General features: G+C 65.1%; 25 protein-coding genes and 1 pseudogene. 17 read left to right on the top strand and 9 right to left on the bottom strand.

Annotation, left to right across the window (positions count from 1 at the left end):
• Positions 1 to 2 precede the first annotated feature (2 nt).
• From ACVCMG_RS07870 to ACVCMG_RS07830, 9 genes and pseudogenes are all read left to right on the top strand, one after another.
• Positions 3 to 455 carry a hypothetical protein gene (locus ACVCMG_RS07870; RefSeq protein WP_447115313.1) on the top strand — a complete coding sequence of 151 codons (453 nt, stop codon included), beginning with the start codon at positions 3 to 5 and terminating at the stop codon, positions 453 to 455.
• A 283-nt stretch (positions 456 to 738) separates the two neighbouring features.
• Positions 739 to 1,728 carry an RHS repeat-associated core domain-containing protein gene (locus tag ACVCMG_RS07865; RefSeq protein ID WP_447115312.1) on the top strand — a complete coding sequence of 330 codons (990 nt, stop codon included), beginning with the start codon at positions 739 to 741 and terminating at the stop codon, positions 1,726 to 1,728.
• A 64-nt stretch (positions 1,729 to 1,792) separates the two neighbouring features.
• The gene (locus ACVCMG_RS07860; protein ID WP_447115311.1) at positions 1,793 to 2,083 is read left to right on the top strand and encodes an energy transducer TonB; all 291 of its coding nucleotides are present in this window, start codon (positions 1,793 to 1,795) and stop codon (positions 2,081 to 2,083) included.
• Positions 2,084 to 2,333: 250 nt separating this feature from the next.
• Positions 2,334 to 2,555, top strand: a complete 222-nt coding sequence (locus ACVCMG_RS07855; protein WP_447115310.1) for a hypothetical protein — start codon at positions 2,334 to 2,336, stop codon at positions 2,553 to 2,555.
• Positions 2,548 to 3,246, top strand: coding sequence for an RHS repeat-associated core domain-containing protein (locus ACVCMG_RS07850; RefSeq protein WP_447115309.1), 699 nt, complete (start codon positions 2,548 to 2,550; stop codon positions 3,244 to 3,246). The genes ACVCMG_RS07855 and ACVCMG_RS07850 overlap by 8 nt, the downstream gene beginning before the upstream one ends.
• Positions 3,247 to 3,257: 11 nt before the next feature.
• On the top strand, positions 3,258 to 3,734 hold the full coding sequence (locus tag ACVCMG_RS07845; RefSeq protein ID WP_447115308.1) for a hypothetical protein: 477 nt from the start codon (positions 3,258 to 3,260) through the stop codon (positions 3,732 to 3,734).
• A gap of 259 nt (positions 3,735 to 3,993) precedes the next feature.
• The gene (locus ACVCMG_RS07840; protein ID WP_447115307.1) at positions 3,994 to 4,308 is read left to right on the top strand and encodes a DUF1153 domain-containing protein; all 315 of its coding nucleotides are present in this window, start codon (positions 3,994 to 3,996) and stop codon (positions 4,306 to 4,308) included.
• 100 nt (positions 4,309 to 4,408) lie between these two features.
• Positions 4,409 to 4,630: pseudogene (locus tag ACVCMG_RS07835) on the top strand (YgjP-like metallopeptidase domain-containing protein); the annotation flags it as partial.
• Between the two features lie 2 nt (positions 4,631 to 4,632).
• Positions 4,633 to 5,277: a DUF6348 family protein gene (locus ACVCMG_RS07830; RefSeq protein WP_447101510.1), complete on the top strand. Its 645-nt coding sequence runs from the start codon at positions 4,633 to 4,635 to the stop codon at positions 5,275 to 5,277.
• Between the two features lie 88 nt (positions 5,278 to 5,365).
• On the opposite strand, the gene ACVCMG_RS07825 is transcribed toward ACVCMG_RS07830, so the two are convergent.
• The 4 genes from ACVCMG_RS07825 to pdhA form a co-directional block, all read right to left on the bottom strand.
• On the bottom strand, positions 5,366 to 6,139 hold the full coding sequence (locus ACVCMG_RS07825) for a DUF2306 domain-containing protein (RefSeq protein WP_447115306.1): 774 nt from the start codon (positions 6,137 to 6,139) through the stop codon (positions 5,366 to 5,368).
• A gap of 470 nt (positions 6,140 to 6,609) precedes the next feature.
• A complete protein-coding gene (locus tag ACVCMG_RS07820; protein WP_447115305.1) occupies positions 6,610 to 8,010 on the bottom strand; it encodes a dihydrolipoamide acetyltransferase family protein in 1,401 nt (466 codons plus the stop codon).
• 112 nt (positions 8,011 to 8,122) lie between these two features.
• The gene (locus tag ACVCMG_RS07815) at positions 8,123 to 9,103 is read right to left on the bottom strand and encodes an alpha-ketoacid dehydrogenase subunit beta (RefSeq protein WP_447097340.1); all 981 of its coding nucleotides are present in this window, start codon (positions 9,101 to 9,103) and stop codon (positions 8,123 to 8,125) included.
• Positions 9,104 to 9,106: 3 nt separating this feature from the next.
• Positions 9,107 to 10,192 carry a pyruvate dehydrogenase (acetyl-transferring) E1 component subunit alpha gene (pdhA, locus tag ACVCMG_RS07810; RefSeq protein WP_447105521.1) on the bottom strand — a complete coding sequence of 362 codons (1,086 nt, stop codon included), beginning with the start codon at positions 10,190 to 10,192 and terminating at the stop codon, positions 9,107 to 9,109.
• A 332-nt stretch (positions 10,193 to 10,524) separates the two neighbouring features.
• Here pdhA and ACVCMG_RS07805 point away from each other — a divergent pair, with 332 nt between their 5' ends.
• Complete coding sequence (locus tag ACVCMG_RS07805; RefSeq protein ID WP_447115304.1) at positions 10,525 to 11,373, top strand: tryptophan 2,3-dioxygenase; 849 nt, start codon at positions 10,525 to 10,527, stop codon at positions 11,371 to 11,373.
• A gap of 14 nt (positions 11,374 to 11,387) precedes the next feature.
• On the opposite strand, the gene ACVCMG_RS07800 is transcribed toward ACVCMG_RS07805, so the two are convergent.
• On the bottom strand, positions 11,388 to 12,095 hold the full coding sequence (locus ACVCMG_RS07800; RefSeq protein WP_447115303.1) for an ArsR/SmtB family transcription factor: 708 nt from the start codon (positions 12,093 to 12,095) through the stop codon (positions 11,388 to 11,390).
• Between the two features lie 177 nt (positions 12,096 to 12,272).
• On the opposite strand from ACVCMG_RS07800, the gene ACVCMG_RS07795 reads away from it, so the two are divergent.
• Together ACVCMG_RS07795 and ACVCMG_RS07790 are read left to right on the top strand one after the other, a co-directional pair.
• Positions 12,273 to 13,775 carry a peptide MFS transporter gene (locus tag ACVCMG_RS07795; RefSeq protein WP_447115302.1) on the top strand — a complete coding sequence of 501 codons (1,503 nt, stop codon included), beginning with the start codon at positions 12,273 to 12,275 and terminating at the stop codon, positions 13,773 to 13,775.
• Positions 13,776 to 13,954: 179 nt separating this feature from the next.
• Entirely contained in the window at positions 13,955 to 15,463 is a 1,509-nt protein-coding gene (locus tag ACVCMG_RS07790; protein ID WP_447105522.1) for a peptide MFS transporter, read from the top strand.
• Between the two features lie 96 nt (positions 15,464 to 15,559).
• Here the strand turns inward: ACVCMG_RS07790 and ACVCMG_RS07785 are convergent, their stop codons facing one another.
• Positions 15,560 to 16,021, bottom strand: coding sequence for a MarR family winged helix-turn-helix transcriptional regulator (locus ACVCMG_RS07785; RefSeq protein WP_447105523.1), 462 nt, complete (start codon positions 16,019 to 16,021; stop codon positions 15,560 to 15,562).
• 107 nt (positions 16,022 to 16,128) lie between these two features.
• Here ACVCMG_RS07785 and hppD point away from each other — a divergent pair, with 107 nt between their 5' ends.
• The 5 genes from hppD to ACVCMG_RS07760 all read left to right on the top strand — a co-directional run bounded on the left by hppD (position 16,129) and on the right by ACVCMG_RS07760 (position 21,988).
• On the top strand, positions 16,129 to 17,223 hold the full coding sequence (gene hppD, locus ACVCMG_RS07780; protein WP_447115301.1) for a 4-hydroxyphenylpyruvate dioxygenase: 1,095 nt from the start codon (positions 16,129 to 16,131) through the stop codon (positions 17,221 to 17,223).
• Positions 17,224 to 17,235: 12 nt separating this feature from the next.
• The gene (gene hmgA, locus ACVCMG_RS07775; protein WP_447115300.1) at positions 17,236 to 18,534 is read left to right on the top strand and encodes a homogentisate 1,2-dioxygenase; all 1,299 of its coding nucleotides are present in this window, start codon (positions 17,236 to 17,238) and stop codon (positions 18,532 to 18,534) included.
• Positions 18,535 to 18,571: 37 nt separating this feature from the next.
• Positions 18,572 to 19,558 (top strand): fumarylacetoacetate hydrolase family protein, encoded by a 987-nt coding sequence (locus ACVCMG_RS07770; protein WP_447097335.1) that lies wholly within the window; start codon positions 18,572 to 18,574, stop codon positions 19,556 to 19,558.
• A 232-nt stretch (positions 19,559 to 19,790) separates the two neighbouring features.
• Positions 19,791 to 21,191, top strand: a complete 1,401-nt coding sequence (gene hemN / locus ACVCMG_RS07765; RefSeq protein WP_395116267.1) for an oxygen-independent coproporphyrinogen III oxidase — start codon at positions 19,791 to 19,793, stop codon at positions 21,189 to 21,191.
• A 35-nt stretch (positions 21,192 to 21,226) separates the two neighbouring features.
• Positions 21,227 to 21,988, top strand: coding sequence for a helix-turn-helix domain-containing protein (locus ACVCMG_RS07760; protein ID WP_395116269.1), 762 nt, complete (start codon positions 21,227 to 21,229; stop codon positions 21,986 to 21,988).
• A 56-nt stretch (positions 21,989 to 22,044) separates the two neighbouring features.
• Here the strand turns inward: ACVCMG_RS07760 and ACVCMG_RS07755 are convergent, their stop codons facing one another.
• The 3 genes from ACVCMG_RS07755 to ACVCMG_RS07745 are packed head-to-tail and all read right to left on the bottom strand — an operon-like array spanning position 22,045 to position 24,784.
• Positions 22,045 to 22,806 (bottom strand): glycosyltransferase family 2 protein, encoded by a 762-nt coding sequence (locus tag ACVCMG_RS07755; protein WP_447115299.1) that lies wholly within the window; start codon positions 22,804 to 22,806, stop codon positions 22,045 to 22,047.
• Positions 22,803 to 23,594 carry a beta-ketoacyl synthase chain length factor gene (locus tag ACVCMG_RS07750; protein WP_447115298.1) on the bottom strand — a complete coding sequence of 264 codons (792 nt, stop codon included), beginning with the start codon at positions 23,592 to 23,594 and terminating at the stop codon, positions 22,803 to 22,805. The genes ACVCMG_RS07755 and ACVCMG_RS07750 overlap by 4 nt, the downstream gene beginning before the upstream one ends.
• Complete coding sequence (locus ACVCMG_RS07745) at positions 23,591 to 24,784, bottom strand: beta-ketoacyl-[acyl-carrier-protein] synthase family protein (RefSeq protein ID WP_447115297.1); 1,194 nt, start codon at positions 24,782 to 24,784, stop codon at positions 23,591 to 23,593. Before ACVCMG_RS07745 ends, ACVCMG_RS07750 begins: the two co-directional genes overlap by 4 nt.
• Positions 24,785 to 24,878: the final 94 nt, after the last annotated feature.

The raw sequence follows: 24,878 nt of genomic DNA, 5'->3' as shown, positions 1-24,878 counted from the left end.
CCGTGATCAGAAGAAAAATAAAATACAAAGAAGGGGATGTTTTTTTCATCCCTTCCTCAAAAGAAGGGTTTTATGTGGGGCAAATTGCGGTTGATACCACGGGTGAGATCGGCGCTCCTTTTTGTTATATTTTTGATGGCAATGTGCCGAATGACTATGCATGCGAAGCGATAGCATTAGATTCTTCGCGAGTCATTAGTGCAAATCTCATCACTCCTGAGTTGCTTAAGTATGGGGTGTGGAAAATATGTGAAAATAGGCCAGTGCCCGCTCATATCGCCATGCGAGATTTGAAAAGAGCTAGAGAAAATGGTTTTGTGGGTAGCTCTATAATTGGCGCTGGATTGGCCACAAAATATCTCGACACATTTTATGGTGTTATGGACCTAAACCATTGGCCGGACCCAAGCTTTGTCCAAAAATTTTTCTTGATTTCCTTGCCTCATCTGCCGTAAAGCAGGACTACCGTTCGGCGAGGCGCAAACGCAAACGGCACAAGGGGTCAGGTCATGAGGTTTCCCCACGAATTCATGCTGGCACACCGAGTTGATCGAGCAGTTGTGGGCATGGATGTCGTAGCTGGTTGATGGAGGCTCGGGGTCGTGTCTTGTATTGCCACATGGCTCCGGAAAGTCTCCCGCGCCGACGGACGTCAATTAATGGGGACGTGGCTAATTAAAGTCGCAAGGGGGCACCGCAAATCGTGAGTCCCCTGCCGCTCCAGCTGGGAGGCACGCCATGAATACCTGGCAGAAGATCGCGCTGGCCGTGTTGATGCTGGCCGCCGGCCAGCTGCACGCCGAGGACGCCGTGCACTACTACTACACCGATCCGCAGGGCACGGTGCTGGCCAAGGCGGACGCGACGGGCAATGTCATTGCGACCTACGACTATGCGCCCTACGGCAGTCAAGCGCTGGGGATGCCGCCAAGCGGCCCGGGGTATACCGGACATGTGAATGATCCGGATACCGGGTTGGTGTATATGCAGGCGCGCTATTACGATCCGAGCGTGGGGCGGTTTTTGAGTGTCGATCCGGTGGCGCCGGCGCCCGGGGATCGTTTCAACTTCAATCGGTATGAGTATGCGAACAGCAATCCAGTCACTAACATGGATCCGGATGGGCGCTGCACCGGCTCGCACATTGCGAATGATGATGGTAGCTGCGCAAGCACAGGTGAATTCACCACGCATGCTCAGAACGCTAGAAGTTTGGATGCTCGCAGTGTAGCTAAGGTTTTTACTCATTCGTCGGTGTCGCGATTGGGAGGAGATGCAGAATCTTCTCCTTTCCCTAGAGAAACGCGACATGCTCTACATAAATTTCTTGGTTCGGCTGTTGGAGGAAAAATTGGGAGAGAGGCGGTCAGTACGGGAGAAAAAATTGGTCTGGAGCAGATCTTGCCAACTTCAGGATATCCAGGAGTCTTCGCCACTGTTGGTGGCGTCATCACTTACACGCTGCAGTGGAAGCAGTTCCTTGCAGACAGCGAATTTGGCTATGAATTTAAAGGCGCAGGTCTGGACGTATTGCTTGCACACGAAATTGGCCATACACCTGTAGCAGGAAGAGCTTTTGGCTACCGGCCCGTTACGTCGGATTCCGACGCGGATGAGTTTAATGCCGTTAGATACTTGGAAAATCCATATCGGAGATATTTTGGCATCCCGTTGCGGACCCATTATTCAGGAATAAAGATACCAGATCCATTAATTACGGAGAAATAGAGTGTTGTCTACAACCTTGGCAATAGTGGTTTTCGCGTTGGGTGGCGGCTTGAAGTGCGATTGCATGCCGAACGAATGGGCGCAGGTAGTAGAGAGGACCGAAAGCCAAGTTGTGCGTAAAAAGTCGCTTCATATCCCGAAAGATCCAGTTGGAACCAACTACGCCAAGTCATGTGTGCGACTTGTGTTCAATATAGACAAAAATGGCGTACCTATAAATATAAGAATTGATCACAGCTCAAGAAACAGGATCCTCGACCTTGCGGCTAAAGACGCACTGAAACATTACCGATTCAAGCCCCTGCCAGAACAAGGGCATGAAACCCTATTGTCGTTGGTTTTTTGGTCAGACTAAAATAACGTTAAGGAAATTCTGAATTTGCTTTGCTGTCGAAGTGCGCAGTCCCCGTTTGTCACGATAGTTGTCCGCTCTTCTGGAACCAGCCCTGAGGGGGCAAGAGGAGAATTAATGGGGACGGAGAATTAATGGGGACGGAGAATTAATGAGAATTAATGAATGAGAATTAATGGGGACGTGGCTAATTAAGTCGCAAGGGGGCACCGCAAATCGTGAGTCCCGTGCCACTCCAGCTGGGAGGCACGCCATGAATACCTGGCAGAAGATCGCGCTGGCCGTGCTGATGCTGGCCGCCGGCCAGCTGCACGCCGAGGACACCGTGCACTACTACTACACCGATCCGCAGGGCACGGTGCTGGCCAAGGCGGACGCGACGGGCAATGTCATTGCGACCTACGACTATGCGCCCTACGGCAGTCAGGCGCTGGGGATGCCGCCAAGCGGCCCGGGGTATACCGGACGTGAATGATCCGGATACCGGGTTGGTGTATATGCAGGCGCGCTATTACGATCCCGCCGTGGGGCGCTTCCTCAGTGTCGATCCGGTTGGCCCAAGCCCGGGGAATACGTTTAATTTCACCCGATATGACTATGCCAACGCTAATCCGATCAATCGGACGGATCCAACAGGACGGGTTACGTTTTGTGATAGTAAGTTCTGCGTTACTACTGCGGATACGGCTAACTCGCATCGATCAATGAAGACAATTGAAGCTGGAGCAAAAATACAAGCCGCTGCAACCAAGGGCATTGGTGTAGTTGCTGTGCACAGTGGATCAAAGGAAAAAGCAGGATTTGTTGAAAAAGGAAGTGATACGGTCTCACCAGCAAAACATGTAAGGAACGGCTCCACTGCTACAGGGGTTACCGCGAAGGTCGAAGTGCCTTCGAATGCAGTGGCAATGGTGCACGGACACATAGACAGTGGCCCACAAGAGTCAAATGGGATGGTCGACGACCCCAAGAGTAACGGTGGTTACGGCGACACCCAGTCTCTAAAAATTGGTATACCTCAAGGTACTGTTTCGCATGGTCAAATTGGTTGGCACGAAATGGTGGATGGAAGGCTTCAATTTTCCTATCCGGCCGGAGCATTGAACAGCAAGCAGACGGATCAAATGCAGAATAATTTGAATGTTGAACAAAAGCTCTTCCAGTAGAAGGTCTTTCGATGATTAAATTAATTTTAATGTATTTATTAGCTGGGTTGGGTTTGACTAGCCAAACGGCTATCGATAAGAATGCGATATTAAGGCCAAGTGATCTAAATTCTAATGCTGCTGAGTATGATAAACACAAGGTATTCGTCCAAGGGTTTATTACAATAGGGCCGGAAAGTCATACGATTTATGAATCCTCTAATATTAATAAAGAATTTATAAAAAAATGGGATTCGGGCGATGATAATTTTGATCCAAAAAAATATGCTAAATATTGTTTAACAATCGCCAATCCAAAATTGTTCTACCAAAATCGTTCTAGAGTTAACGGGCAGACCATCGTAATAAAAGGAAAATTTATTAAAAATTACTTAAATGATCATAGTATTGATTTGGGGGCCTGCCCTTTGCCGACGGCAATATTAGTGGACGAAAAATATTTAGTTCGTCACTACCCTCTAATTTTCGTAAATTTTCGTACAAATTAATACAAATTAATGGAAATTAATGGGGCCGTGGCTAAGGAAATTAATGGGGCCGTGGCTAATTAAGTCGCAAGGGGGCACCGCAAATCGTGAATCCCGTGCCACTCCAGCTGGGAGGTACGCCATGAATACCTGGCAGAAGATCGCGCTGGCCGTGTTGATGCTGGCCGCCGGCCAGCTGCACGCCGAGGACACCGTGCACTACTACTATGTGATGACCCAGTGATTTTCTGCTCAGGTGCTACCTTTTACGGAGAGCACGATGAGCCAAGTGATGGAAGAAGAGATCAGGCGTTGGACGGCGCGACGGAAGTCGGCGCTGGTGCTGGAAATCATCCAGGGCAAGACGACGGTGGCCGAAGCCAGCCGGCAGTTCGACCTGACGCCGTCGGAGATCGAGAGCTGGATCGAGGACAGCAAACGGGGGATGGAGAACGCCCTGCGGGCGAAGCCCGAGGACGTCCGGGAGCAATACGAGCGCCAGCTTAAGGACCTGCAGGAGGCGTACGGCGAGGCCATGCTGGAGTTGCGCGCCCGAAAAAAATTGCAGTCCCTGTTGGGCAAGGACGAGACCTGATGGTCTCGATCCAGCAGGGGCTGCGGGACGATGGCTTCGAGGTCTCGATGGTGAAGCTGTGCCGCTGGTTCGGCGTGGCGCGGCGGACCGTGTACTACTGGAGATCCGCGTGGCCAGCTTGTTCAAGGCCGCCGCGCCGGAGTTCCTGCAGATGATCGTGGTGCACGAACTGGCGCACCTGAAAGAGATGGAGCACAACAAGGCGTTCTACCAGCTGTGCACGCACATGTTGCCGGACTACCATCAGCGGGAGTTCGACCTGCGTGTCTACCTGACCTGGCGCGAGCTGCCGTCGAACGACACCACCCCCTCGCAGGCATGACGATGGACAGCGCGGCGTTGCAGAAATACCTGTTGCAGTTGTTCGAGCGCCACGACGTCGAGCTGGAAGCGGACGAGGACGGCTGGCTGGTCACCGACGGCGATTTTCCGGCGATCCGCGCTGCCTGGCATGCGGGTGCGGCGGGCGAGCCCGGCCGGCTGGACGTCGACGTGGTGCTGAGCGAGGAGCGCTACATCGAGGAGAGCTTCGCCGGAGCGGGCGGCGGCGACACCGGTTGCCGCGACGCGCTGCGCGCGTTCGAGCACGATGCGTTCCATCCGCTGCTGGCCGCGTGCTGGTACGTCACCGACGACCGCCGCATGCGCATTGCCGCGTGGGAGATCGGCGTGCGCACGTGGGACGTGTTCATCGGCCCGTTCAGTGCACGCGGCGCGGATGCCGCCAGCATGCCCACCGAGGCGCTGGCGTCGATCGAGGCGGCATTGAAGCGCGAAGCGCTCAGCCCCGAACTGCACTGGGTGCGCCTCGTGCACAGCCATGCCGCGGATGGCGATTCGCGCTGCGAGGCACTGCTCGACAACGAGCTGTGGACCGCCGGCACGCTGGCGCTCGCCAGCGTCGCATGGCCACAAGCCGGCGACTACAGCGCGCGCTGTTTCCTGTTGCTGGACGTGCGCGATTATTGAACGGGCGCCACCCGCCGGGCACGCGCGAAGTCTTCCGGTTTGGGTGGTGAATCCCTGGCGGGCATGGCGCAGCGAGAGCAAGCTGGCGCTACCGCAGATGCGGCAGCCACAGCATCATCGACGCGGCGAAGATGCCGGCCGCCGTCAGCAGCGTCGCGGCAAACAGGCTCGCGGCCATGGCCGTGCGTCCGCGCGACCCGCCTCGTTCCTGCGCGTGGAAGTAGATCTGGAGCACGGCCAGCGGCAGCAGGTACTGGGCGAACGCGAGGGTGGTGAGCGCCGGCCCGGTGAACGTCTCCGGGTCGAAACCCGCCGGCCCCTGGTTCAGCAATATCCAGAACGTCAGGCCGATGCGGAAGAACCACACGCCGCTCACCGCCAGGAACAGGCGCAGCGCCCAGCGCCGATGCAGTGCGAAGCGACGGTCCATGGCGTGGCGCAACGCCATCGCCGCGCACAACAGGATCAGGATCGCGTTGATGCTGATCGCGACGTGCTGCCACGGGCCGCCCACCTTGGTTCCCGTCCATACCATCGCCAAGCCGCCCACGCCCATCACGAACGCCGAGGCGAGATAGATGCGTCCGTTCCAGCGATGGAAACGCGGGAACCGCCGCCGCACGCCCGTCGCCAACTGAAGCAGGCCGCCGATGGTGATCAGCGCCGCGAAAGCCAGGTGCGCGGCCACCGCGGCGTTGTGCAGCGGATCTCCCGCCACGTGGGCGCGTGGAAAGATCCGGTTCCAGGCGTCGAATTGGCCGAGCAGCGCGGTGCGGCCGTAAAAGCCGAACAGGTACGCGACGAAGATCAGCTGGCCCAGTCCGGCCACCACGAACCAGCCCGTCGCCGCGGCCTGCAGCACGGATTTTCCGTGCGCAGGTGGTCGCGCGCCAGCGAAGGCCGCCGCCGGTGAATTGCGTATCCGTGGATCGGAGGCGCAAAGGCTGTCGCTGGCAGGCGTCGTCGCGTCGGGCGGAGGAGTCATCGGGCCGGTTCCGGAGTGCATTGCCCGGCAGTGTTGCCAGTGGCGGCACTGCCGGGAACACGTCAGGCGACGGACGGCGGTTTGAGGTTGCCGAGGCACGGCGGGAGACGACGGCGTGCGCTGCCGCCGACCGGTTTCCCCGCGCGCCGGCCTGCGCGCCCGAAGTCGGAGGGCAGCGCCTCGACTTCCTCGCCCTCAAGTGCGAACGGATCTGGATCGGGTACGGCGGTACTGCGCGTCGCCGGTAGCGCGGGATGTTGTCCGGGAACGGGGGCCGTGCCCGGCCCGCGAGAGTGAAAGAAACAGGGCGCCCGCGGGCGCCCTGTTTTCCGCCGGGGGTCGCCCGCTCAGTTCGGCAGGGACAGATCGTCCAGCAGCGCCTTGAGGAAGCGGGCTGCTTCGCCGCCGGTGGCGGCGCGGTGGTCGAAGGTCAGGCTGATCGGCATGCGCCGGTGCACTTCGATGCCGCCCATCACCGCCACCACGTCGTGGCCGAGCTTGCCGGCGCCGATGATGGCGACGGTCGGCGGCACCACGACGGGCGTGGCGTAGCGGCCGGCGAACATGCCGAAGTTGCTCAGGCTGATGGTGTAGCCGGACAACTCGGAGGCGGGGATGGTGCGGTCCTCGACCTGCGTGCGCAGGCGCTTGATCGCGGTGCGGATGCCGGCCGCGTCGAGCATGTCGGCGTTGCGCAACGCCGGCACGAACAGGCCGTCGTCGGTGTCCACCGCGATGCCGATGTCCACCTGCGGGTGCAGCGTGCGGGTGAGGTTCTTGCCGTCGAACCACGCGTTCAGCGCCGGCACCGTCTTGCATGCGGCGACGATCGCGCGGATCAGGCGCGCGGTGATGTCCTGCTTGCCGATCCAGGCGTGCAGGTCGGCGTCGTCGACCAGGGTGGTCGGCACGACCTGCGCGTGGGCGTCGGCCATCACGCGGGCCATGTTGCGACGTACGCCCTTCAACTGTTCCGGCTGGCCGCTGGCGGTGACGCTCGGCGGCGCGGTGCGCACCGGCTTGCCGGCCAGCGAGACGGGGCCGCGCTGCGGCTCCGGCTGCGGCAGCTCGGGCGCCAGGTGACGACCGGCGGACGCAGGCACGGCGCGCGCCGGAGCGGCGCCGAGTGCTGCCGAGCCGTTTGCCGCAGCGTCCTTGACGTCCTTCATGGTAACCACGCCGTCGGCGCCGCTGGGGCGCACGCGGGCCAGGTCGACCTTGAGTTTCTTCGCCAGCGCGCGCACCGCCGGCACGGCTTTCACGCCGCCGATGCTGGCGGCCTGCTCGACGTGCACGCTGTTGCCGCTGACCATCGCGCCGACCACGGTGCCTTCGTCCTCGCGCTCCTTGCCGGTCTGCGCGATCTCGCCGCCTTCGTCCGAGGCGATCACCTGGTCGTCGGCGTCGTTCGGGTTCGGCGTGGGCGTGCCGGCGCCGGCGGCCGGCTTTTTCGGGCCGTGGTGGTGGCCGGTGGCTTCGGCTTCGGCGCGCTGCTTGGCGTTCGGATCGGGCTCGAACTCGGCCAGCGCGGCACCGGTCTCGATGATGTCGCCCGGTGCGCCGTGCAGCCTGGTGACCTTGCCGGTGTACGGCGAGGGCACGTCGACGACCGCCTTGGCGGTTTCCATCGAACACAGCGGCGCGTCGAGCTTGATGGTGTCGCCCACCTTCACGTGCCATTCGACCACGGTCGCGTCGGGCAGGCCTTCGCCGAGGTCGGGGAGGTAGAACGTCTTGATGTCAGCCATTGGTTTTTCCGGGAATAGGGAATAGGGAATGGGGAATCGGAAGAGCGGGCGGGCATCGCACCTTGGCTTTGCCCATTCCCCATTCTCTATTCCCGATTCCCGGCGGCAAGCCTCAGCTTGCCGCCAGCGTACGCTTCGCCGCGTCGACGACGCGTTCCACGCTCGGCAGGTATTTCATTTCCAGGCGGAACAGCGGGATGTGGGTGTCGGGGCCGGTGACGCGTTCGACCGGGGCAAGCAGGTCGTACATGCATTCCTCGGCCAGGCGGGCGGCAATCTCGGCGCCGAAGCCGGCGGTCTTGGGGGCTTCGTGCACGATCACGCAGCGACCGGTCTTGGCCACCGACTCGGCGATGGTGTCGAAGTCCAGCGGGGTCAGCGTGGCCACGTCGATCACTTCGGCGCTGATGCCTTCGGCGGCCAGCGCGTCGGCCGCTTCGAGCGACTCCTTCACCTGCGCGCCCCACGTGACGATGGTGACGTCGCTGCCGTCGCGCAGCACGAAGCACACATCCAGCGGCAGGGCTTCGCCGTCGTCCGGCACCTCTTCCTTGTACTGGCGGTAGATGCGCTTGGGCTCGAAGAACATCACCGGATCGGGGTCGCGGATCGCGGCCAGCAGCAGGCCGTAGGCGCGCGCCGGGGAGGAGGGCAGCACCACGCGCAGGCCGGGGATATTGGTGAACAGGTGCTCGTTGGCCTCGGAGTGATGCTCCGGTGCGCGGATGCCGCCGCCCCACGGCGCACGCCACACGGCCGGCACGGTGAGGCGGCCGCGCGTGCGGTTGCGCATGCGTGCGGCGTGGCAGGCGATCTGCTCCATCATCGGGTAGATGAAACCCTCGAACTGCGCCTCGGCGACCGGCTTCATGCCCTGCACGGCGAGGCCGACGGTGACGCCGGCGATGGTGGTTTCGTCCAGCGGCGTGTCGAGCACGCGCAGTTCGCCGAATTTTTCCTGCAGGCCCTGGGTGGCGCGGAACACGCCGCCGTTGACGCCGACGTCTTCGCCCAGCACCACGACCGATTCGTCATGGGCCATTTCGTAGGCGAGCGCCTGGGTGACCGCTTCGATGAGAGTGATTTGTGCCATGGCTTAGTGGGCCTTCTGGTCAAGCGAGAGAACGTGGTCGCGCTGTTTTTCGAGGTCGGCGGGCAGCTCCGCGAAGGTGTAGTCGAACATCGCCGAGACCGGCTGGGTCCTGGTTTCCAGGTACGCGTTGACCTCGTTGTCCATCCACTCGTCGCATTCGGCCTTCCACGCCTCTTCCCTGGCGTCGTCCCACACTTTCTTCTTCACCAGCCAGTTGCGCAGGCGCTTCATCGGCTCCTTGGCCCAGGCCTCGTCGACCTCTTCCTTGCCGCGGTAGCGACGCGCGTCGTCGGCGGTGGTGTGGTCGCCCAGGCGATAGGTGACCAGTTCCAGCACGCTGCCGCCTTCGCCGTTGCGCGCGCGATCGAGTGCGTCCTCCATCGCCTTGCGCACCGCGATGATGTCGTTGCCGTCGACCTGGATGCAGAACAGGCCGGCCGCGATGCCCTTCTGTGCCAGCGTCGGCGCACCGGACTGGATCTTGCGCGGCACCGAGATCGCCCACTGGTTGTTGACGATCACCGCCACCAGCGGCAGGTTCTGCGCGCCGGCGATGTTGATCGCGCCGTAGAAATCGCCCTTGGACGAACCGCCGTCGCCGATGGTGCACACCGCCACGCGCTTCTCGCCGCGGATCTTGAACGCCAGCGCCGAGCCGGCCGCGTGCAGGCATTGCGTGGCGATCGGCACGCTCCACGCGAAGTCGTGGCGCGCCGGCTCCTTCTGGTAGTCGTTGCCGCGTTCGTCACCACCCCAGTACATGTAGACCTCGCGCGGCTGCACGCCGCGATACAGCTGCGCGCCGTATTCGCGGTAGCTCGGTGCGTAGACGTCTTCGGGCTTCATCGCGCTGCCGATGCCGACATGGGCAGCCTCGTGGCCGAGGCAGCTGGCGTAGGTGCCCAGCTTGCCGGTGCGCTGCAGCGCGATCGACTTGGCGTCGAACACGCGGGTGGACAGCATCAGCTTGTACAGCTCGACCATGTGGTCGAGGTCCTTGGCGAAGGCCGGGAGATCCTTGCGGACTTCCTTGCCTTCGGCATCGAGGTACTGCAGGTATTCGATTTCAAACTTGGCGGCGATGGTCACGACTCGCTCCGGAGTGAGTACAGAGGAAAACCTGGTGGCGCATGTCCCGCCGGTTGCGATCGGGCCGCAAACGACTGCGCAAGACCGCGCTTGATAACAGGCTGGCATGTTGCACTGCAAGGTACAGTGCAGCATGCGTGGCGGTATGGAAGGGCGGTTGCGGAGCCCGAAACCCCTGCAGGAGAGCACTCCGTGCGCGATGCTTCCGCGAATCCCGGATTCCGTTCCGGAAAGCATCGCGCACGGGGAGGGCTGCGCCTCTGTCCTGGATCAAGGTTCATGCGTCGCCCCAGCCGTTACCATGCCCGTTTCCGATGACACGACGGAACACCATGAGCGACAACCAGCGCGATCTCGAAGCGGGCATCCAGACCGACCTCAACGGACAGATCACCTACGGCGGCTACCTGCAGCTGGACACCTTGCTGTCGGCGCAGCAGCCGCTGAGCAATCCGCCGCATCACGACGAGATGCTGTTCATCGTGCAGCACCACGTGGCCGAGCTGTGGATGAAGCTGATGCTGCACGAGCTCACCGCCGCGGTGGCGCACCTGCAGCGCGATGACGTCGATGCCTGCCTGAAGATCCTGGCGCGGGTGAAGCAGGTGCAGCGCCAACTGTTCGAGCAATGGGCGGTGCTGGAGACGCTCACTCCGTCGGAATACCTGGAGTTCCGCGGCGTGCTGGGGCCATCGTCGGGTTTCCAGTCGCTGCAGTACCGCAAGATCGAGTTCACCCTGGGCAACAAGAATGCCGCGATGCTCAAGGTGTTCGCGCATGCCCCGGTCGCGCAGGCCGGATTGCGTGCGGTGCTGGAGGCACCCAGCCTGTACGACGAGTTCCTGCGCTACCTGTCGCGCCGCGGCCATGCGGTGCCGGCCGAGCTGCTCGATCGCGACTGGACCCAGCCCTACCGCCGCAACGCGGGCCTGCTGCCGGTACTCAAGCGCATCTACGAGGGCCGTGCGGATTTCTGGCCGGAGTACCACCTGTGCGAGCAACTGGTGGACGTGGAGGAGAGCTTCCAGCTTTGGCGCTTCCGCCACATGAAGACGGTGGAGCGCATCATCGGCCATCGCCGCGGCACCGGCGGCTCGTCCGGGGTGAGTTTCCTGAAGAAGGCACTGGACCTGGAGTTTTTCCCCGAGTTGCTCGACGTGCGCACCGAACTCGGCGTCTGACGACGGCGACTCGCTCAGCCGGAAACGGCGTCGAGCGCGTCGGCGTCGATGCCGAACTCGCGCGCCAGCGCCGCCGCGCCCAGCGGGGTAGGTGTCAGTGCGCGGCTGCTCGGCCGCCGGCGCAGCCAGCCGACCCGATCGATCATGCCGTGCGCCAGATCGCGTCCCAGCGTGCCGCCGACGTGATGGCGGCGTTCGGTCCAGTCCAGGCATAGCCGGCCGCGCAAGGTGGCCGGGCTGTCGGCGGCCAGCAGGTCGAGCCGCTGCAGCGCGTCGCGTCCTGCCCGGCTGAGGTCGCAACCGTCGCCATCGAGTTGCAGCCAGCCGCGTTGCAGCAGCGATTCGCGCAACAGCACGCCGAGCTGGCCGGCCAGATGGTGGTAGCACAACCGCGCACGCCACAGCGACGGATCGCCCGGTCGCTGGCGCGGTGGCGGTCGTGGCATCAGGCTGGCCATCGCCTCCAGGGCGGCGGCCACGTCGGCATTGGCCAACCGGTAGTAGCGGTGGCGGCCCTGCGGCTCGACCGCGACGAAGCCCTCGGCGACCAGTCGCGCCAGGTGCGCGCTGGCAGTGGCGGCACTGATGCCGGCCAGTTGGGCCAGCTCGCCGGCAGGCAGGGCGACGCCATCCAGCAGGGCCGCGAGCATCGCGGCGCGGCTGGGTTCGGCCAGTGCGGCGGCGGGTTTGAACAGGTGTTCGGGCCAGACGGTTTTGCGCATGCCCGCAGTGTAAGTCGGCGGCCGCGGGGAGGTTTCGTCGCGCGACGAAGCATGGCGGTGGCGACGGTGTGCCGGCGTGCCGCGGGTTGACGGCGCGCCGTGGGCCGGTTACATCTTCGACGCAATATCTTGCGATCACGCCGGCCGCAGCCGGCGCATCACTCTCACGGAAACCCCATGACGACCAGCAACTCCACGACCGCGCCGCTGCCGGAATACCCGCAACTGCTTGGCCACCCGCGGCCGCTGTGGATGCTGTTCATGTCGGAGTTCTGGGAACGCTTTGCGTTCTACGGCATGCGCTGGGCGCTCACGCTGTACATCGTGGCGCAGTTCTACGGCGGCAACGACGCCGGCCAGGCGGACGCCAGCCGCACCTACGGTGCCTACCTGGCGCTGGTCTACGCCACGGCAGTGTTTGGCGGTTACGTGGCGGACAAGATCCTCGGCTACCAGCGCTCGATCCTGCTCGGCGCGGTGGTGATGGCGGCCGGCCTGTTCATGATCATGCTGCCCAGCCACGAGATCTTCATGCTGGGCCTGTCCACGATCATCGTCGGCAACGGCCTGTTCAAGCCCAACATCTCCTCGATGGTCGGCCAGCTCTACGCCCCCGGCGACTCGCGCCGCGACCGTGGCTTCACGTTGTTCTACATGGGCATCAATGCCGGCGCGCTGATCGCGCCGATCCTCACCAGCATCCTGGCCAACAAGGTGTTCGGCACGCCGGGCCATCACAGCTACAACGTGGTGTTCGCCGCCTCCGGCGTGGGCATGCTGATCAGCCTGGTGTGGTTCTGGTTCGGCCGGCGCCAGCTCGGCCCGGTCGGCCGGCCCGCGCCTGAGATGGCCAACCCGATGCGCGTGGTGTACGTAGCGATCGGCGTGCTGGTGGCGATCCCGCTGGTCTACCTGCTGATGGATCGCGCCGGGGCGGTGGTGCTGCAGTGGCTGCTCACCGCGTTGTTCATCGGTGTGGGCGTGATGCTGGTGATCGAGGCGATCCGCACCGGCCGCGTGCAGATCCAGCGGGTGATCGCGATGCTGATCATTTTCACCTTCAACGTGCTGTTCTGGATGTTCTTCGAGCAGGCCGGCAGCTCGTTCAACTTCCTCGCCCAGCACATCGTCGATCGCGACCTGGGCGGCTGGATGTTCCCGATCGGCTGGTTCCAGTCGGTCAACCCGGTGGCGATCGTCTGCCTGGCGCCGCTGGTCGCGCTGGCCTGGGGCTGGCTGGACAAGCGCCGCATCGAGCCGTCGATCCCGCGCAAGTTCGGCCTGGGCCTGATCGGCAATGCGCTGGGCTTTGCCGTGCTGATGTACGCGCTGTCCCACCTGGTCGGTGGCGACGGCATGATTCCGCTGTGGCCGCTGGTGCTGTGCTATGTGCTGCAGACCGCGGGCGAGCTGTGCCTGTCGCCGATCGGCCTGTCGATGGTGACCAAGCTGGCGCCGGTGCGGCTGGTCGGGCTGGGCATGGGCGGCTGGTTCCTGTCCACCGCGATCGGCAACAACCTGGCCGGCCTGTTCGCCGCCCACGTCAGCGGCGAGTCCGGCATGACCGTGGACTCGGCCCTCTCCGGCTACACCTCCGGCTTCTGGATCCTGCTCGGCGGCGGCGTGCTGCTGTTCCTGCTCGCGCCGCTGATCAACAAGCTGATGCACGGGGTTCGTTGAGGCGAGAAGTGAGAAATGAGGAGTGAGGAGTGAGAGGCTGGCTTTCTCTCACTCCTCTCCATTCACTCCCCGCCTCTCCGGCGACTTCACTTTCCAGCGACGACAATTGACGCGGAGCGGGGCGCCCGGTTACATCTGGGCGCTTGCGGCTGCCTCACGCATGCCGATGAAGGACTTGCATGAGCCAGACCGGTACCGTCGACGTCGTCCCGACGCCTGATTTCCCGCCATTGCTCGGGCATCCGCGACCGTTGTGGATGCTGTTCATGACCGAGTTCTGGGAGCGCTTCGCGTTCTACAGCGTGAGCTGGGCGCTGGCGTTGTACATCGTGGCCGAGTTCTACCACGGCGACAGTTCGGGCCAGGCGTGGGCCAGCGCGATCTTCGGTTCGTACACCGCGCTGATCTACGGCACCGGCATCTTCGGCGGCTGGGTGGCGGACAAGTTGATCGGCTATCAGCGCACGATCCTGCTCGGTGCGGCGGTGATGGCGGCGGGACTGTTCGTGCTGGCGCTGCCCGACCGCGTGATGCTGCTGCTCGGGCTGGCGCTGGTGATCGTCGGCGACGGCCTGTTCAAGCCGAACATCTCCTCGATGGTGGGCCAGCTCTACGGCCGCGACGACCCGCGCCGCGACCGCGGCTTCACCCTGTTCTACATGGGCATCAATGCGGGCGCGCTGATTGCGCCGCTGCTTACCGGCTGGATGGCCGCGCAGTTCACCGCCACCCCGCTGGAGCAGAATTACCGGCTGGTGTTCATCACCGCCGGCGTGGGCATGCTGCTGAGCCTGCTGTGGTTCTGGTTCGGCCGGCGCCAGCTCAAGGGCGTGGGCCGGCCTGCGAACGGCGCGGAAAGCCGCTGGCGCGTGCTGTGGGTGGCGGCCGGCGCGCTCGCCGCGGTGCCGGTGATGTACTGGCTGCTCTCGGGCATCGGCGCGCGCGGCCTGCAATGGGTGCTGGGTGCGCTGTTCGTGGTGGTGGCGGCGATGCTGCTGACGGAGGCGGCGCGGCACGGCCGGGTGCAGACCCGGCGGGTGATCGCGATGCTGATCATCTTCGCCTTCAACGTGCTGTTCTGGATGTTCTACTACCAGCTCGGCACCACCTTCAATTTCCTCGCCGAGAACCTGGTGGATCGCCGGCTGTTCGGCGGCTGGACCTTCCCGGTGGGCTGGTTCCAGTCGGTGAGCCCGCTGGCCATCATCGTGTTCGCGCCGCTGGTGGCGGCGGTGTGGGCGTGGCTGGACAGGCGCCGGCGCGAGCCCTCGATCCCGCGCAAGTTCGGCCTCGGCCTGGTCTTCAACGCGCTGGGTTTCCTGGTGCTGGTGTACGCACTGGGACAGCTGCTGGGCACCGACGGGCTGATCCCGTTCTGGCCGCTGGTGCTGTGCTACGTGATGCAGACCCTGGGCGAGCTGTGCCTGTCGCCGATCGGCCTGTCGATGGTGACCAAGCTGGCGCCGCCGAAGCTGGTCGGCTTCGCGATGGGCGGCTGGTTCCTGTCACTGGCGGTGGGAGGCAACCTGTCCGGCCTGTTCGCCAGCCGCATCACCGGCACCCACGGCCTCACCGCCAGCGCCGCACTCGACGGCTTCACCTTCAGCTTCTGGCTGCTGCTCGGCGCCGGCGTGCTGCTGCTCGCCATCGCGCCGCTGGTGAACCGGTTGATGCACGGGGTGCGGTGAGCCCGGGAATCGGGGATAGAGAACAGGGAATCGTCAAAGCTCGCGCGGCGAGCGGCGCTGTTGCTCTTCCCATTCCCGATTCCCGATTCCCGGCCTTCAGGCCAGCAGCTTGTCCAGTATCCGCTCCAGCCACTGGCGCTCCTCGGCATCGAGTTTGGCCAGCACTTCACGTTCGCGGGCGCGGGCCATCGGGGCGACGTCGTCGTGGATGGCCCAGCCGGCGGCGCTGAGCTTGAGCACCGAGCGGCGCTTGTCGTTGTCGTGCACCGTGCGATCCACCCGGCCCGCGGCGACCAGGCGCGCCAGCGCGCGGCTCACCGCCACCTTGTCCATCGCCGTGCGCTCGGCCACCTCGCGCGCGGACAGCCCTTCGAAGCGGGCCAGCACCGCCATCACCCGCCACTCCGTCACCGAGAGATCGTGGCGGCTCTGGTAGTCGTCGGCGATCGTCTGGCTGATCGTGTTGGACAGGATCGACAGCCGGTAGGGCAGGAAGTGCTCCAGTTGCAACGGGGCGTGCTCGGCGCGGGCCAGCGTGCTCTTGTGGCGGAGGGACATGGACGGGTTCCTTGCAATTGGTTTCATTTGTAACTATAACGAAGGATTACCAGTGGTGATGGCACGCTCGTGGGCGGCCATCGTGCACCGACAATCAGGAGAGCGCCATGAACGCCCAGCCCAACCTTGGCATGCAGGTCAGCACCTTCGACAACCCGATGGGGATCGACGGCTTCGAATTCGTCGAGTTCGCCGCGCCCGCCGGTCGTGCCGGGGAGCTGCACGAACTGTTCAAGCGGATGGGCTTCGCGGCAGTGCTGAAACACAAGTCGCGGCCAATCACCGTCTACCGGCAGAACGGCGTGAACTTCCTGGTCAACGAGGACCCCGATTCCTTCGCCGCGGATTTCGCCAAGGCCCACGGCCCCAGCGCCTGCGGTTTCGGCATCCGCTTCCGCAAGCCCGGCGCGCAGGTGCTGCAGGCGGTGCTCGACAACGGCGGCGAGCAGGTCGGCCACAAGGAAGCCAGCAAGGCGGTCAACGCGGCGGTCATCAAGGGCATCGGCGACTGCATGCTGTACCTGGTCGACCGTTACGGCAACGTCGGCAGCATCTACGACGCCGATTACGTGGCGATCGCGGGGGCGGAGCAGAACCCGACCGGGTTCGGCCTCACCTTCATCGACCATCTCACCCACAACCTGTACTTCGGCAACATGCAGAAGTGGTCGGACTACTACGAGAAGCTGTTCAACTTCCGCGAGATCCGCTACTTCGACATCAAGGGCGCCAAGACCGGCCTGGTCTCCAAGGCGATGACCGCGCCGGACGGCGTCGTGCGCATCCCGCTGAACGAGTCGAACGACCCGAAGAGCCAGATCAACGAATACCTCGACGCCTACCACGGCGAAGGCATCCAGCACATCGCCTGCTTCACCGACGACATCTACGCCACGGTGGAGAAGATGCGCGCGGCCGGCGTGGAATTCCTCGACACCCCCGACACCTATTTCGAGGTGATCGACGAGCGCATCCCCGGGCACGGCGAGGACGTGCCGCGGCTGGCGAAGAACAAGATCCTGATCGACGCCGACAAGGAAACGAAGAAGCGCCTGCTGCTGCAGATCTTCACCCAGAACTGCATCGGCCCGATCTTCTTCGAGATCATCCAGCGCAAGGGCAACGAAGGTTTCGGCGAAGGCAATTTCCAGGCGCTGTTCGAGTCGATCGAGCGCGACCAGATGAAGCGCGGTTTCCTCTGAGGAGCGGTTCCCATGGCGATCGGCGTCAGCAAGGGTTACCAGTCGGGTTTCGGCAACGAGTTCGCCAGCGAGGCCATTCCCGGCACGCTGCCGGAAGGACAGAACTCGCCGCAACGCGTGGCGCACGGACTGTATGCGGAGCAGCTGTCGGGCACCGCGTTCACCGCGCCGCGTCATAGCAACCGGCGCAGCTGGCTGTACCGGATTCGCCCGGCGGCGGTGCACGAGCCGTTCCAGCCGCTGGCGCATGCCACCTTCCACAATCGTTTCGACGAGGCGCTGGCCACGCCGAACCAGTTGCGCTGGGATCCGCTGCCGCTGCCGGCGCAGCCGACGGATTTCGTCGACGGCCTGGTCACCCTGGCCGGCAATGGCGGGCCGGCGGAGCAGGCGGGCATCGGCATCCATCTGTATGCGGCCAATCGCTCGATGCAGGGGCGGTTCTTCCACGACGCCGACGGTGAGCTGCTGATCGTGCCGCAACAGGGTCGGCTGCGGCTGGCCACCGAGCTGGGCGTGATCGAGCTGGAGCCGCAGGAGATCGCGGTGATTCCGCGCGGCGTGCGTTTCCGCGTCGACCTGCTCGACGGCGAGGCGCGCGGCTATGTCTGCGAGAACTTCGGTGCGCTGCTGCGGCTGCCGGATCTCGGCCCGATCGGCTCCAATTGCCTGGCCAACGCGCGCGACTTCCTCACCCCGGTGGCAGCGTACGAGGACGTCGAGGGCGCGTTCGAGCTGGTGGCGAAATTCCAGGGCGCGTTGTGGTCGGCGAAGATCGGCCATTCGCCGCTGGACGTGGTCGGCTGGCACGGCAATTACGCGCCGTACAAGTACGACCTGCGCCGTTTCAACACGGTCGGCTCGATCAGCGTCGACCATCCCGATCCGTCGATCTTCACCGTGCTGACCTCGCCCAGCGACACCGCCGGCACGGCAAACGTGGATTTCGCGATCTTTCCGCCGCGCTGGCTGGTCGCGCAGCACACGTTCCGGCCGCCGTGGTTCCACCGCAACGTGGCCAGCGAGTTCATGGGCCTGATCACCGGCGTGTACGACGCCAAGGCCGAGGGCTTCGTGCCCGGCGGCGCCTCGCTGCACAACTGCATGAGCGCGCACGGCCCGGATGCGGCGACGTTCGAGAAGGCTTCGACTGCCGACCTGTCCAAGCCTGACGTCATCACCGCCACCATGGCCTTCATGTTCGAGACGCGCAAGGTGATCCGGCCCACGCAGCAGGCGCTGGACGCGCCGCAGTTGCAGCAGAACTATTACGCCTGCTGGCAGGGCATCGCGAAGCACTTCGCGCCGTGACGGCCATCCATCCACGAAGCACATACAAGGCGACACGATGAAACTCGGATCTCTCAAGGAAGGCGGCCGCGACGGCACGCTGATCGTGGTCAGCCGCGACCTCTCCCGCGCGGTGAAGGCCGACGCCATCGCGCCGACGCTGCAGGCGGCGCTGGACGACTGGTCGAACGCGGCGCCGCGGCTCAATGCGCTGTCCGAGGAGTTGAATGCCGGCCATGCCGCTGGCGCCTTTGCGCTGGACGTCCACGCGCTGGCCTCGCCGCTGCCGCGCGCCTACGAGTTCGTCGACGGTTCGGCCTACCTGCCGCACGTGGAGCGCGTGCGCAAGGCGCGCGGCGCCGAGGTGCCGGCCTCGTTCTACACCGACCCGCTGATGTACCAGGCCACCAGCGCCGGCTTCCTGGGCCCGCGCGATCCGGTGGTGGTGCCCAGCGAGGATTTCGGCATCGACCTGGAAGCGGAAGTGATCGTGGTCACCGACGACGTGCCGATGGCGGCGACCCCGACGCAGGCGTCCGGACACATCCAGCTGGTGGGCCTGGTCAACGACGTCAGCCTGCGCGGACTGATTCCGGGCGAGCTGGCCAAGGGCTTCGGCTTTCTGCAGTCCAAGCCGCGCTCCGCGCTGTCGCCGGTGCTGGTGACGCCGGACGAACTGGGCGACGCCTGGCAGGGTGACAAGCTGCACCTGCCGATGCGCACCTGGCTCAACGGCGCCTGGTTCGGCGAGGCGGAGTGCGGCGTGGACATGCAGTTCTCCTTCGCCGAGCTGGTGGCCCACGTGGCGAAAACGCGTCCGCTCACCGCCGGCACCATCGTCGGCTCCGGCACCATCGCCAACCAGGACACCGGCAAGGGCGCCTCCTGCCTGGCCGAGCAGCGCACCGTGGAAACGCTGCGCGATGGCAAGCCGTCCACGCCGTTCCTCAAGTTTGGCGACCGCCTGAAGATCGACGTCACCGACGCCGCCGGCGCCTCGATCTTCGGCTCCATCGAGCAGCAGGTCGAACCGCTCAAGCGCTGAACCACGCCGCTTCTGCAGGCGAGGCGTGGCGCGCGGGAATGGCTCGCGCAGGGCGGACACCGTGCGCCTGCCGTTCGGCGGGAAGCGGCGGGCGGTGCCCGCCCTGCGCCGCGCCTCCACGCGATGTTTTCCCGAATCCCGGCACGCGACCCGCTGCGGCAGGTTGACGCGACTTCCGGCGGGTTGATCCGGATCAAGGCGGACGGGCAGGGGGGTGGACAGACTCGTCCCCATGGCCACTCCCATTGAACCTCCCGACTTCGACCCTGCGCTGATTGCCCGTTACGACGTGGCCGGTCCGCGTTACACCAGCTATCCGACGGCGCCGCAGTTCAAGACCGAATTCGACGAAACCGTGCTGCGCGGCGTGATCCGGGCGTCCAACGAGGAGCCGATCCCGCGCCCGCTCTCGCTGTACGTGCACGTGCCGTTCTGCATGAGCCCGTGCTTCTACTGCGGCTGCAACCGCATCATCACGCGCGACCACAGTCAGGCCGATCGCTACCTCGAGCGGCTGTACCGCGAGATCGAGCTGATCGCGCCGTTGTTCGACCGCGACCGTCCGGTGCGCCAGCTGCACTTCGGCGGCGGCACGCCCAACTTCCTCGACATCCGCCAGATGGGCGAACTGCTGGAATCGCTGGCGCGGCATTTCAGCTTCAGCCGCGCGGCGGATCGCGAATTCGGCATCGAGATCGACCCGCGCTTCGCCGACGGTGCCTATGTGCACGGCCTGGGCGAGCTGGGTTTCAACCGCATGTCGGTGGGCATCCAGGATTTCGACCCGGCGGTGCAGGAAGCAGTCAACCGCATCCAGAGTTTCGAGCAGACCCGCGAGGTGCTCGAGGCGGCGCGCAAGTCGTGGTTCCGCTCGACCAGCGTGGATCTGATCTACGGCCTGCCGCTGCAGACCGTCGAGGGCTTCAGCCGCACGCTGGAGCAGGTGGTGTCGCTCGACCCGGATCGCGTGGCCGTCTACGGCTACGCGCACCTGCCGGAGATGTTCAAGGCGCAGCGGCAAATCGCCGCAGCCGACCTGCCCGACGCCGCCACGCGGCTGGCCCTGTTCGGCCGCGCGGTGGCGCAGCTGTCGGCGGCGGGTTACGTCTATGTCGGCATGGACCATTTCGCCAAGGCCACCGACGAACTGGTGCTGGCGCAGCGCGCCGGCACGCTGCAACGCAATTTCCAGGGCTATTCGACCCACGGCCACTGCGACATCGTGGGGCTGGGCGTCAGCGCGATCGGCCGCATCGGCGACAGCTACAGCCAGAACGCGCGCGACCTGATGGGCTATTACGGGGCGCTGGACGCTGGCCGGCTGCCGGTGGCGCGCGGGCTGGAGCTGGACGAGGACGACCTGATCCGGCGCGAGCTGATCGGCGAGCTGATGTGCCACGGGGTGGTCGACAAGCAGCAGTTCGGTGCGCGCCATCGGCTGCTGTTCGACGAATATTTCGTGCGCGCGCGCGAACGCCTCGCGCCGCTGGTGGCTGACGGTTTGGTGGAAGACGACGCGCGCGAGGTGCGGGTGACCTCGCGGGGCCGTCTGCTGTTGCGTATCATCGCCATGTGCTTTGACGCCTATCTCGACGACAAGGCACAGGCGGCGCGCTATTCGCGCGTGATCTGATCCACGCAGCTCCGACCAGGCAACCCGATCGCATCATGGATTCCAAGCACCCGGCAGGGCGCCTGCCCGAGCCGCCCAATCCGATTGCCGACGACGGCGACGAGGCGCACTTCTGCGGTACCTGTGCGTTCTCCAGTGCCTGCATCGCTGCGGGCTACAACAAGCCCGAGCTGGCGCAGTTGCAATGCCTGGTCGAGCACGTCGGGCCGTTCCGTGCCGGCGAGCACATCTTCCGCACCGGCGATCCGTTCCGTGCGATCTTCGCGGTGCGCAGCGGCACGGTGAAAACCCGCATGGTGGACAAGGAGGGCCGCGAGCAGGTGCTGGGTTTCTACCTGCCCGGCGAGGTGATCGGCCTCAACGCGATCTATCCCGAGCACTTCCCCTGCGACGCGGTGGCGCTGGATACCTCGTTCTTCTGCCGTTTCTCCTTCCCCGCGATGAGCGCGCTGGCCTCGCGCATCCCGGCGGTGCAGAAGCACCTGTTTCGCCTGCTGAGCAAGGAACTGGGCAGCGCAAGCCTGCTGGCCGGCGACCACAGCGCGGACGAGCGCATGGCGGCGTTCCTGATGGATCTCGCCGGACGCTATGCCGCGCGCGGTTTCTCCGCCACGCGCTTCCACCTCAGCATGTCGCGCGGCGACATCGCCAACTACCTGCGCCTGGCCGCCGAAACGGTGAGCCGCGTGCTGAGTCGCTTCCGCAGCCAGAACCTGATCCGTATCGAGGGTCGCGAACTGGAGCTGCTCAACCCCGATGCCCTGCGCCAGCTCGGCCAGGCGCTGCTGCCGGACTGAGTTCCAAGGTGTTCTGACCAGGCCGTCGTTCCAGCGAGGACTTGGCCATGGTGTCTCTAAGCTGCCGGCACGGCTTCCTCGATCACTCGCGGACGCGCGCGCGAGCGGCGATAGCTGGCGATGATGTCGCCGTAGTGGATCACCCGGCCGATCGTGTAGGTGGTGATGCGGGTGACGTCGCGCACCGGTTTCAGGTGGCTGGGGCGGAACGTGCCGTGGTAGCGCGAGGCGATCGGCACCGAGACGATGCCGAGTTTCTTCTCGCGCGAGGCGGCGATCAGGATGGCGGCCTCGAACACGAAGTTCTCCGCGGCCAGGTCGACCAGTTCCAGTGCCTCGCGCGGATACCAGCGCTGGCCGCTCTGGGTGTCGGCCACCGGTTGGGCGCAGGCCCACGAGATGCCCCAGTCGGCGACCGCGTTGGCGCGGCGACGGCCCTTCGGTTGCTGCGCCTTGTCCAGCAGCCGCGCGCCGATCACGATGTGCTGCGGGTAGCGCGCGGCGGCGGCGACGATGCGCGGGATGTCGCTGGCCAGGTGCTGGCCGTCGCCGTCCATCGTCAGTACCGCGTTGTAGCCCAGGCGCAGCGCCTCGCGGAAGCCCCGGCGCAGCGCCTCGCCCTTGCCGCAGCGTTGTTCGTGGCGCAGCAGGGTTACCGGCAGGCTGGCAGCGATATCCGGCGTGCGATCGTCCGAGCCGTCGTCGATCACGATCACCGGCGCCTCCAGCGCGAGCACGGATTCGATCACCGCGCGGATCGCCGCCTCCTCGTTGAGACAGGGGATCAGGACGCACCAGCGTGCGGTGGATGTATTCACGCGACCTTCTCCATGGCGATCTGCAATCCCAGCGCGGGGGCGGCGGTCAGCCGGCATGATCCCGCATTACCGGCCAGCAGGGCGAGCAGGGCGAGGCTGCGGGCCGATGGATTGCCCCGGCACCAACCGGCCAGTGGCTCGGGCAGGGCATCGTCGGGCTGCGGCGGGGCCAGCTGCAGGTCGAGCCGGGCCAGCGTGGCCGCGCCCGCCGCAGGGGCCAGCACCAGCGCGCAGGCGAAGGGCTGGTCGCAGTCGGTGACTTCGGCCAGCGGCCAGCTGCCGGCGCTGTCGCTGCACACCAGCAGCACCGCGCGTTGCTCGGTCAGCACCTGGCTGGCCGCTTCGAGCAGGCCGGCACCGAAGCTGGCTGCCTGCGCCGCGATCGCGGTGGACGGCGCGTGGCAGCCGGTGGCGATGGTCCAGTAGCCGACGGCGGCGTTGTGCACCGAGTTGTGGAAGCGGATCGGCGACAGCTCGGCCGGCGCATGGGCGAGCGTGGCACACATGTAATCGGTGATCGTCTGGTCGCCGTGCGAGGAGGCGAACACGCACGCCAGCGTGGCGGCGTCGCGGCCGCTCATCGCGACCGCCTGTCCGGCCGCCTCGATCGCCAGCAGCACGCTGGCCGGTGCGCGCCGGCGCTCGTTCGGCGGCAGCGTGGCGGCAGTGGGGCGCGCCGGCGGCGGCGCTGGCGTCTGTCCGGCGAGCAGGCTGCGCAATGCGGCGAAGTCGGCCAGCTGCGGCGACCACAGGCCGATGCCTTCGATGTAGACGCGCAAGTCGCTCATGCGACGAACCCCGCGCGAGCGAAGGCCAGGCAGGCATTGTTGCCGCCGAAGCCGAACGAGTTGCTGAGTGCCACGTCGATGCGCTGCTGCTCGTTGTGCCAGGCGAACTGCGCGCCGCAGACCGGGTCGGGCGTGTCGCCGCCGAGGTTGCCGGGCACCAGGTCGTGTTCGATTGCCTGCAGCGCCATGGTCGCCTCGACGATGCCCGCGGCACCCAGCGTGTGGCCGGTGAAACCCTTGGTGGAGCTGGCCCGCGTGGTAGCCGGGAAGGCGCGCGCAACCAGCGCCGCTTCCACTTCGTCGTTCTTCTGGCTGGCGGTGCCGTGCAGGTTGATGTAGCCGACCTGCGCAGGATCGAGCCCGGCGCGCGCCAGCGCGTCGTTCAGTGCCAGCTCCGCACCGAGTCCTTGCGGGTGCGGCGTGGACATGTGGTGCGCGTCGCTGGATTCGCCGTAGCCCAGCAGGCGCGGCGCATCGGGTGCGGTGTCGATGCGCTCCAGCAGCGCGAAGCCGGCGGCCTCGCCGATCGAGATGCCGTTGCGCGCCGCGTCGAACGGCCGGCACGGCTCGGGCGAGACCAGTTCCAGCGCGTTGAAACCGAACAGCACGCTGTCGCACAAGGTGTCCACGCCGCCGACCACGGCCGCGTCGATCAGGCCCAGCCGCAGCATCCGCTCGGCGCTGGCGAACACCTTGGCGCTGGACGAGCAGGCGGTGGAGACGGTCAGGCACGGCCCTTCCAGTGCCAGCGCCGCGGCCACGAAGGCGGCCAGCGAATGCGGCGCGTGGATCGCCGGGCGCAGCATGTCGTCGGGAAAACCGCCGTCGGCGTCGAGCCGCCGATACGCCTCCTCGGTGGCGCCGATGCTGGCGGTGGAGGTGCCCAGCAGCAAGGCGACGCGGCCGGCGCCGTAGCGCGCGCGCGCGGCGCGCACGCGGTCGAGGAAGCCGTCCTGGTTCAGGCCGAGCCAGGCCAGCCGGTTGTTGCGGCAATCCCATGATGCGAGCGCGGCGGGCAGCGCGGCGGTTTCCAGGCCATCGACGCGGCCGATCCAGCATGCCAGCGGCGCACTGCTGAAATCGTTCGGACGCAGGCCGCTGCGCTCGCCGCGCAACGCGTCGAGCTGGGCGTCGAGCCCGTGGCCGAGTGCCGACGTGGCGGTGTGCGCGGTAACCGCGAGAGGTGTCATCACATGAGGCATCGCGAAAGCCTAGCGGTCGCCCTGCAGCTTGCCTAGCCTGCGACCATCGGCGGAGTCCGATCGTGGCCAGCACGGCATGAAG

It is taken from the genome of Rhodanobacter sp. UC4451_H18 (assembly GCF_052978225.1).
The sequence above is the reverse complement of the archived record's forward strand: the minus strand, read 5'-3'. Positions and strand labels throughout refer to the sequence as shown.